Annotated in this window: 2 protein-coding genes; both read right to left on the reverse strand. The window is 63.4% G+C overall.

Going from position 1 to position 2,201, the window contains the following annotated elements; all coding sequences use genetic code 11:
* The coding region (locus EN750_RS30865; protein WP_145968071.1) for a 4Fe-4S dicluster domain-containing protein at positions 1-658 on the reverse strand (658 nt) is incomplete at its 3' end.
* The coding region (locus EN750_RS30870; RefSeq protein WP_145968072.1) for a molybdopterin oxidoreductase family protein at positions 655-2,201 on the reverse strand (1,547 nt) is incomplete at its 5' end. The genes EN750_RS30865 and EN750_RS30870, both read right to left, overlap by 4 nt.

Here is a 2,201-nt window from a genome sequence, read left to right on the forward strand (position 1 = left end):
CCGGTGCGGCGCGCTTGCTGTGGGCGCGCGGCGGCAGATATTTGTTGGTTGGGCGATAGCCGAGCTCAGGCATCAGGTCGACGCCGCCACGCTCCGCCACCAGTTGCGAGACAGCCGACAGGGGATCGCCTAGGTCGCCGAAATGCCGGGCGCTGGTCGGGCAAGCGGCGACGCAGGCCGGCACGCGGTCTTCCTCGGCCAGATTGTCATTGTAGATGCGGTCGACGCACAGCGTGCACTTCTTCATCACCCTGACATCGGTGTCGAATTCGCGTGCACCGTAAGGACAGGCCCAGCTGCACAATTTGCAGCCGATGCACTTGTCCTCGTCGATCAGCACGATGCCGTCCGAGGCCCGCTTGTAGGAGGCGCCGGTCGGGCAGACGGTGACGCAGGCCGGCGTCTCGCAATGCAGGCAGGAGCGCGGGAAGTTCACCGTCCGTCCGCCCATCTCGGTGGTGTGCTCGTAAGCGTGCACGCGGTTGAACCAGACGCCGTCGACATGGCCGCCATAGGGGTCGATGTCGGTCAGCGGCGCCATGTGGCCGCCGGTGTTCCATTCCTTGCAGGCGGTGACACAGGCCTGGCAGCCGACGCAGGTATCGAGATCGATGACGAGGCCGAGCTTCTTGCCGCTTTGACTTGGCAGACATGTCATTTTGCCGCCTCTCTTGCCCGGCGGAATTCAGCGCCGAAAGTCAGTCTGTCGGGCGAGGGTTCGAAATGCGGCGGCTGCTGGAAACGTTCGAACTGCGGCTCGGTGAAGCCGGCTTCTTCCGCTGCGCATTTGACGATGCGCACGCGTAAATCGAACCACGCCGCCTGGCCGGTGACCGGATCGGAATTCGAATAGCGTTTGCCCTGAGCGTCGGCCGAGGTCTGGTCGCCGATGATGTGGTTGAGCAGGAAGCCGCGGTTGGATTCCGCCGCATCGTCCTTCAGCCCCCAGCTGCCGCGCCTTTTGCCGATGGCGTTCCAGGTCCAGACCGTGCTTTCGTTCACCCCGTCGATCAGCTTGATCTGCCCCTTCACTTTGCCGTTGATGCTCTCGATCCACACCCAGTCGTCATCGACCAGGCCGAGGCCAGCTGCCGTCCGGTGATGCACGAACAGCCGATTCTGGCTGGTGATTTGCCGCAGCCACGCATTCTGCGATCCCCAGGAATGGTACATATGCATCGGCCGCTGCGTCAGCGCATGCAGCGGATATTTTCCAAGGTCGACGACCGCTTCCTCGAAGGGCATGTACCAGAACGGCAGCGGGTCCATATAGGTCTCGATGCGCTGGCGATCAGCCGCCGGCGGCAAGACGCGACCGTGCCCACGCGCGGCCAGACGGAAACGCTGCAGCGGCTCGGAATAGAGCTGGAAGACGATCGGCTCGGCCTTGGGGATAAAGCCCATCTGCACCGCAAAATCGAGATAAGAGCGGTTGGCCATCTTGTAGTAGCGCTGGTCGTCGGCGAAATCGTGGTGCCAGAAGCCGCCATTGTCGATGTAGCGCTGCAGTTGGTCCGGGTTGGCCTCGCCCCTGCCGGTCGAGGTCCCATCCTTGCCGCGCCAGCCGGCGAGCGGGCCGATGCCGGGCGTGCGCTCATGGTTGACGATGTAGTCGGCATAATCGCGGTACTGGGCCGCGCCGTCCTCATTGATGAAACCGGGCAGGCCGAGCCGCGCGCCGAGTTCGATCAGCACCGACTGGAACGGCCGGACGTCGCGATCAGGTTCGACGACGGGATGGCGGATGGCGTCGCCGGGTCCGTCGGCATGGCTGATCGGCCGGTCGAGCAGGCTGATGCAGTCATGCCGCTCAAGATAGGTGGTGTCGGGCAGCACGAGGTCGGCGAACGGCACGGTCTCGGAATAATAGGCATCGGAATAGATGATGAAGGGGATCTTGTAGTTGCCCGCATCGTCATGGTCGGTCAGCATGGCGATTGTCTCGACGGTGTTCATCGAGGAATTCCACGCCATGTTCGACATATACATCATCAGTGTATCGATCGGGTACGGGTCGCCGTCCCAGGCATTGCGGATGACGGTGTGCATCAGGCCGTGTGCCGCCAGCGGTGCGTCCCAGGAATAGGCCTTGTCGATGCGAAGCGGCGTGCCGGCCTCATCGACCAAAAGATCGTCCGGCCCACAGACGAAACCGAGCGGCATGCCGTCAAGCGGCGTCATCGGCTTGACGGGCTTGCCCG

It is taken from the genome of Mesorhizobium sp. M7A.F.Ca.ET.027.03.2.1 (assembly GCF_003999175.1).
Classification (GTDB): Bacteria; Pseudomonadota; Alphaproteobacteria; order Rhizobiales; family Rhizobiaceae; genus Mesorhizobium.